Here is a 7,371-nt window from a genome sequence, read left to right as displayed (position 1 = left end):
TTAATGTTCACATTCTAAAAAATCATCGCCAGAAAAGCAAAAGTACTGAACAATTATTAACCGATAGAAAGTAAAAAATCCCCCAGAATTCTTTCGAATTTTAGAGGATGCCCATCTCTTATGTCTGTCCTAATTCAACACTTTACTTTGCAAGAGCTGAATTCTTTTTTCTAATTTTTCTTTCCAATCTTCCGCTAATGCATCTACTGCTTGTATTTGTTGCATGGCAATAGCATCTTTGTTTTTAAAATATACTTCATTGCAATACAAAACGGATATACGTGCAGGGTGCTTTTCTACTAATTCAACTTTTGAGTCTGCACAGATTGTTCCTTCTTCTAGTACGCGCGCAAGGAAGCCTGTATAGCCTGTCTCAATTAAACGTTTAAGTAATATGTTGGCCTCAGTATATCGATCAATCGTGCTACATGGAATACGCCCTTGTGTAATTTGGATGACAGCATCCCCAATTTTATAAATATCACCAATACAAACTTCTGCTTCCAACATATTCGTTACAGTTAAGTTTTCACCAAATGCAGCAGTAGGCAATGTTTTACCAAGTTCCTGTTCCCACTGTATGTAATGCTCCGCTGGATATAAACAAACAGCACGATCAGGGCCACCATGATGTTTTTTATCTGCCACATCATCCCCCTCGAAACCACGAGATGATAAATAAACTTCTTGTACTCGTTGCTTTTCAATCCCTGTAATCATCGAACGCCCTTTACTATCAAGTAATTCTTTCGGCATTCCAACTGCAAGTGTGTGAATCATCGGCATCTTTTGCTTCATTTAAATCACCCCTAATCTAAATAGTATCATTTCTTCCATTCATTTAGTTTACTACATACAGCGCTTTATCAGCAATTATTGCTTTATTTTACACTTTGAAGTTTTTGACTGAAGTTTCACTTTATAAACGAAAAAAACCCTAAAAACCTTTTATCAAGGTCTTTAGGGCATTTGTTTCTATTCCCACTCAATCGTTGCAGGTGGCTTAGATGTAATGTCATACACTACACGGTTAACATGTTTTACTTCGTTTACTAGGCGAACTGAGATTTTCTCTAGCACATCCCATGGAATACGTGCCCAGTCAGAAGTCATACCGTCGATAGATGTAACGGCACGGATACCGATTGCATAGTCATACGTACGAGCATCGCCCATTACGCCAACTGAACGGATATCAGGTAATACCGTGAAGTATTGCCAGATGTCACGATCAAGACCAGCATTTGCAATCTCTTCACGTAGGATATAATCAGATTCGCGAACGATTTCTAATTTTTCTTCTGTTACTTCCCCTAGTACACGGATACCTAATCCAGGACCAGGGAATGGTTGACGCCAAACGATTTTTTCGTCAAGACCAAGTTCTAAACCTAGCGCACGTACTTCATCTTTAAATAAAGTTTTCAGTGGCTCGATTAATTGGAATTGCATATCTTCTGGAAGACCACCAACGTTATGGTGTGATTTGATTGTTTGTGCAGTAGAAGTACCCGATTCAATAATATCCGTGTAAAGAGTTCCTTGTGCTAAGAAATCCATACCTTCAAGTTTTGATGCTTCTTCATCAAATACATAAATGAATTCATTACCGATAATTTTACGTTTTTTCTCAGGATCAGAAACACCAGCAAGTTTGTCCATGAAACGTTTACGTGCATCAATTTTAATAACATTCATGTCGAAGTCTTCTGTGAATGTTTTCATTACCTGTTCAACTTCACCTTTACGGTTTAAGTTATGGTCTACAAACATACATGTTAATTGATCGCCGATTGCTTTATGGATTAACACTGCCACAACTGAAGAGTCTACTCCACCAGAAAGTGCACATAATACTTTTTTATCGCCAACTGTTTCGCGAATTTTAGCGATTTCAATCTCAATGAAGTTTGCCATTGACCAATCGCCTTTTGCTTCACAAATATCGAATACGAATTGTCGTAATAAGTCATTACCATAAACAGAGTGACGTACTTCTGGATGGAATTGTACAGCATATAATTTACGTTCTACATTTGCCATTGCAGCAATTGGGCAAGATGCGCTTGTTGCGATAACTTCAAATCCAGCTGGAACTTCAGTTACATGGTCCCCATGACTCATCCATACGATTTGTTCAGCAGGTAACTCACCAAATAACTTGTTTGAAGTCGTTACTTGAATTTCAGCTTTACCATATTCACGCGTTTCAGCACCTTCAACTTTACCACCGTTTGTATGCGCCATTAGTTGCATACCGTAGCAAATACCTAAGATTGGTAAGCCTAAATCGAAAATAGCTGGATCCACATGGAAAGCATTCTCATCATAAACAGAGTTAGGGCCACCAGAAAAAATAATACCCGTTGCATTCATATCTTTAATTTCTTCCGCAGTTACCGTATGTGGATGTAATTCACTGAAAACACCAAATTCACGGATACGACGCGTAATTAATTGGTTAAATTGGCTACCGAAGTCCAGTACAACGATTTTTTCTTGCTCTTTTAATAAAGGGCTAGCTGTCAAAATTTCCACCTCTTCTACTATTTTTAAAGGATATTTTCATTTGTTCAAAGAAAAACGCGAAGAAAGTAAAATAACTTTCTACGCGTTCAAAAGCTCTAGAATCGTGATAAAGGCGAATGCGTAGCAAAGTAAAGTGATTTACTATACTTTTCACCTAACGAAAACATCCGCCTTCATAGAGAAACCATTTATGGTGATTTCGTAGAAACATCCGAACCCTATTATCGAACTTATATGAAAGCAATCCTTGCATTTAATTTTTTTCATTTTACTCTTTGTCTACGTTAAAATCAACTGATAGTGCGATTGATTAAATATTCCCAACTTTCTTTCAGCTTTATAAAATCAACGTCTTCTTTATCTTTCCCATAAACATGTTGCTCATATACTACTGTTAACTTTTGCATTTCATCTGTCTCAAGTGCTAAATCTACACGCTCTGCGAAAGCACGTAATGTTTCCCCATCTCTCCTGCGCAAGCCAATACGAGATAATTGCTTTAATAACACTTGATAAGAAGAATCAAAGTTTGACCAATCAGCTGCCTTTTTGCGATATGACCTTACATGCATTTTCGGGATCCACGTTTTCCTTTTCAAATATAAGGAAATACCAGTAATGATTAATAAAACAATGATGCCAATCCACACATAAGTATACTTTTTCAACCACGTCCACACAGCATCTAAGCTAAATGTTGCCGGAGACTGTACCTTTTCAGTTACCTCTTTTTGCTGTTTCTTCTGCTCAGGTTTTTGTTCTGGCTGTATTACTTCTTCCTGGTCAGATGTATCTAATGGCACATCATAATCTATGTTCACATTACCGGAAAATCCAATGGTAGGTTCAAATTCCATCCAACCAGCCCCTGGTATATATGCTTCAACCCAAGAGTGTGCATTGTCATTTGTGACTTGATATTCACGTAGTCCGTCTGTCATTGGTCCTGCTGTTCCAGGCGCAAAACCTTTAACCCATCTTGCCGGAATTCCTACAGAACGTAAGAGCACAACCATTGAAGTAGAGAAATTATCACAATACCCTACTTTTGTATCAAATAAAAATTGATCGACATAATCTTGATTTTCAGCAGGAATTGCAGCTTCCTTTTTATCATATCTAAAGCCATTTGTTCTAAAGTAACTTTCTACAGCTTTAATTTGATCGTATACCGAAGCTTTACCTTGCGTTATTTCAGACGCCAAGTCTCTTACACGCTGCGGAAGCTGATTTGGTAATTGTAAAAAACGATTAAACGAAGAATCTAATGTTTCAAGTGTAGAGGGATAGGACAATTGGAGCTGTTCCATACTATAAACTGGTTCACTATAAGATAATGAGTAGTTTGATAATGATTTTGATTCATCTACCTGCTGCTCTATCATCATCTTTTCAGTCTGCTCATCTTGAATAAATAACGTGGAGCCTTGTGCTGAAACAGATATCAAACCATATGTTTGAATTAAAAACGGCATTGGAATAGCAATATCTAGTTGGATGTGGCGTTCATTTTCAGATGGTCCTACTTGTAAAGAGGTTAAAATCGGTGTATCTGTCTCATAGACATTTTTCCCAAAGTTCCCCTCTGAAACAACCCAGCCTTTAGATGTATAGGTATCTTTCGTTTCGATGCGCCAATAATGACGATCACGAGAAGAGGCAGTAAAAATTAATGTATTATCTCCTTGAAAGGGACCACCCAACTGACTATCGTCTTGGCTATAACCAACTGATTTTTCACCAGCTCCATTTCCATCTTGTCCAGTAACTCCCTGGATAAATGGAACAGGATCTGCCCATGTTGGTCCAGTCTTTGGTAAAAAGAATGCAACAGAACTAACAAGTAATACTGACACAAGCATAGGAATAACAATTTTCCACTTCTCTATTGCAGTACTTGTTGTTTCCATTTGAAGCCATAGACGTTTAACAAAAAGTACACCTGTCATGATTAATCCAAGAACAACAACTTTTACAATTGCAGCTTTACCATCGTAGTCACTAAACGTATCTAAAGTGGCAATAAAGAATACTGTCATGGCAAAAAAGTAAAATATATTTTTTCGTACTGATACCCAATGGTGAATTAAATATACGAGCATCCAGATTAAAACAAGAAAGAGCACTGTCCTAAAAGCATCTGAAACTTGTCCAAAATCTCCTGATAGTATCGTTGCCATATTCCCTTTCCATTCAGACAATAAGAATGGTACAGTTTCTCGAGAAAGAACAGGACTTTTGCTATAAACAAAAACGATAAACCAAGTTATATAGCTAAACTTTACGAATCCCGATAACAACGGATGTACACGGAGTAAACTTAGCGCTAAGGACATCCCAATAAAAACAAGGAAGAGATTCATCCCACCAGTATTAGTTAATTGCATAATAGGAATGAGCCATTCTCGTAAAATGAAGAATACAATTATATACGCAATGGCCAATTCTATAAATTCCCCTAACGATTGCTTCACGGTTTTATCACCTCCGTGAATAAATGATAAAAATCTGTTGGGTCTACAAAGACAACTTGAATATGTTTATAACGCATCGTGTGCTCTGATTGCACAGGCGGCTGTTTTGCCACTACAAAACAAATACAGCTTTTTACTATATTCGCAAGAGTATGTAGCAACTCGTCAGAGACATCACTTGTCACATAAAGCAATGTTGCTACTTGCTTAAAGGCTTGTTGATCATAGAATCGGAATTTAACATTCTCAGCAGGTTTGATAGCAGCTAAATGATACATGACCTGATCTAACTGCTTTTCACCCTGTATAACCGGAAAAACTTTCGTCATTTCCCCAGCTGTAATAAAAGATAAATCACCACGCTCTTGTATAATCATCTGGAGCATCGATGCAACTAATTCCACTTTTTCTTCAAACATTGAAGACCTTTTAGCGTCAAGCACTAACATTAACTCAGATGATTGCCGATCCTCGAATTCCTTAGATTGTAAGGTTTGTGTTCTCGCAAACGATTTCCAATGAATCCATGAAAATCGATCACCCGGAACATACTCTCTTAACCCAACAGCCATAGAAGTGTCCTTTACAATGGAATAAGGAGACATCATTGGACCAACATCATATTTCGTCTGAAGTGCTGCGTATTTCATCTCTCGTATTCTCGGATAAACTAAAATAGTTTGTTCCTTTTCCGCTACGACAACTTTTTTTGCCCAGCCAAAGAAATCATAGAAGATAACTGTAACTCCTAAGTAGCGATGCTCTCCACGAGGAACATTATCCAAATCATAATGCCAGCTAAACTTTTTTCTAAATCCAACAAACTTAATGGCATTTGAATTTTCTTTTTTAGCTTGTACCAACCCTTTACTATCGACAAGTTCCTCCATCATAATATAAGCAAAAGGGAAACTTGTTTTTCGTTCTATCGTAATATGCACCTTTGCTGATTGCCCACGTTCTATATGCGCTGGTTCAATTTTGCGTTCTACTAATAGAATATCTTCTCGAACAACAAAGAACATGAGTGCGTACACTAAAAATGGACTAACTGTAAAAAAAACAAACCAGCTAACAAATCCACCTTGGAACATAGCATAACAAAATGTTACGACCATCAAGAAAGTAATTAATAGGAAATGTTTACTTTTTTCTAATAAAGCTTTCCATCGCTTCATTGTTCTGCAAACCTTTTTGTTGGTACTGGTGTTTTAGCAATAATACGCTGGATAATTTCATCTGCTGTCACATTATCGTAGCGAGCATCTGGCTTTAGAACTAAACGATGGCTGAAAACAAACGGCACTAGGTATTGAACATCGTCAGGAGTAACATAGCTTCTTCCTTTCATAAATGCGTAAGCTTGAGAAGCTTTCATTAGCGCGATTGTTGCCCGTGGGCTCACCCCTAAATGTACATAGTTATTTTCCCTAGTTTGGGTAGCAAGTTCCACCATATAATTTTTTACTGAGTCTTCTACATACACACCTTGGACGAGCTCCTGTAGTTCTATTAATTGCGCTACGGATAACACCGCTTCAATTTTTTCAATTGGTTTACCATTCTCAGCTCTTCGCAAAATTTCAATTTCCTGTCCCCTAGATGGATAACCCATTTTTATCTTCAATAGAAATCGATCTAATTGCGCTTCTGGCAAAGGATAGGTACCTTCATGTTCAATCGGATTTTGTGTGGCCATAACAAAAAACGGCTGATTTATCATCAATGTTGTTCCGTCAATTGTAACAGAGGCCTCCTCCATACCCTCTAACAAGGCGGACTGTGTTTTTGGCGACGTACGGTTTATTTCATCCGCTAAGACAACATCCCCCATAATTGGTCCAGGACGAAATTCAAACTCCATAGTCTTTGGATTATAAATAGAAACACCAACTACATCTGATGGCAATAAATCTGGCGTAAATTGAATTCGCTTAAATTGTACATCAAAAGATTTTGCAAGTGCTCGCACCATCATTGTCTTTCCGACCCCAGGAACATCTTCCAATAATACATGGCCCCTCGCTAATAATGCGACAATACCGAGCTCAGCAACCTCTCTTTTACCAATCATTACTTTTTCTATATTTTCCAAAACATCTTGTATTTGAGAATTCATAAATCAAAAAACCTCCCATTCCGTCAGACAATTGCGAGAATTGTACGATAACTTATCTAAGCATATCGAAATTTGGCTAGTAAAACAATTATCTGAAACTTCTACCTATAGCTATTAAAGAAGGCTTGTTTGAATGTCATCAAACAAGCCTAGTTCTTATTATATAACGTTCTTCACAATTAGAATGTTACAATTTTAATCTTTTTAACCATATTTTTCACAATTAGATTACAAAAAAACTCCCCACAT

General features: G+C 37.3%; 5 protein-coding genes and 1 riboswitch. All 5 genes read right to left on the bottom strand.

What is annotated here, in order from left to right; genetic code table 11:
- Positions 1 to 129: 129 nt before the first annotated feature.
- The gene (locus tag SJW71_RS03530) at positions 130 to 798 is read right to left on the bottom strand and encodes an MOSC domain-containing protein (protein ID WP_322606695.1); all 669 of its coding nucleotides are present in this window, start codon (positions 796 to 798) and stop codon (positions 130 to 132) included.
- A 177-nt stretch (positions 799 to 975) separates the two neighbouring features.
- Positions 976 to 2,529, bottom strand: a complete 1,554-nt coding sequence (guaA, locus tag SJW71_RS03525) for a glutamine-hydrolyzing GMP synthase (protein ID WP_274794605.1) — start codon at positions 2,527 to 2,529, stop codon at positions 976 to 978.
- A 156-nt stretch (positions 2,530 to 2,685) separates the two neighbouring features.
- Positions 2,686 to 2,787, bottom strand: a riboswitch (purine riboswitch).
- 32 nt (positions 2,788 to 2,819) lie between these two features.
- Complete coding sequence (locus SJW71_RS03520; protein WP_274794606.1) at positions 2,820 to 5,003, bottom strand: DUF4129 domain-containing transglutaminase family protein; 2,184 nt, start codon at positions 5,001 to 5,003, stop codon at positions 2,820 to 2,822.
- A complete protein-coding gene (locus SJW71_RS03515) occupies positions 5,000 to 6,181 on the bottom strand; it encodes a DUF58 domain-containing protein (RefSeq protein ID WP_431811755.1) in 1,182 nt (393 codons plus the stop codon). The genes SJW71_RS03520 and SJW71_RS03515 overlap by 4 nt, the downstream gene beginning before the upstream one ends.
- Positions 6,178 to 7,122 carry an AAA family ATPase gene (locus SJW71_RS03510; protein WP_431811754.1) on the bottom strand — a complete coding sequence of 315 codons (945 nt, stop codon included), beginning with the start codon at positions 7,120 to 7,122 and terminating at the stop codon, positions 6,178 to 6,180. Before SJW71_RS03510 ends, SJW71_RS03515 begins: the two co-directional genes overlap by 4 nt.
- Between the last annotated feature and the right edge of the window lie 249 nt (positions 7,123 to 7,371).

This window comes from Lysinibacillus sp. FW12, from assembly GCF_050817245.1.
GTDB classification, from domain to species: Bacteria; Bacillota; Bacilli; order Bacillales_A; family Planococcaceae; genus Lysinibacillus; species Lysinibacillus irui.
The sequence above is the reverse complement of the archived record's forward strand: the minus strand, read 5'-3'. Positions and strand labels throughout refer to the sequence as shown.